Raw genomic sequence first — 270 nt, forward strand, 5'->3', positions numbered from 1 at the left:
CTAGATCAAGTTGGTCAGCATTCTCCTTAACCGGGCAGTTATCACTAGCATCTTCAATCGAATCGTTGTCATCATCGTTATCACAGGCATCGCCTTGTGCATCATGATCAGCGTTCTCCTGAACTGGGTTTGCCACCGCAGGGCAGTTATCTACCGTATCTGGAATACCGTCCTGATCTTCATCAGCAGTACAAACATCACCCACTCCATCTTCATTGGCATCAGCTTGATCATCATTCGGAACCGTTGGGCAATTATCCGCATCATCAT

The 270-nt window shown here is 47.0% G+C and carries 1 protein-coding gene; it reads right to left on the reverse strand.

Annotated features, from left to right (window positions below; all coding sequences use genetic code 11):
* A partial coding sequence (locus tag A3729_RS10960; protein WP_197475799.1) for a thrombospondin type 3 repeat-containing protein occupies positions 1-270 on the reverse strand: 270 nt, incomplete at both ends.

The sequence above is a fragment of the Oleiphilus sp. HI0043 genome (assembly GCF_001634935.1).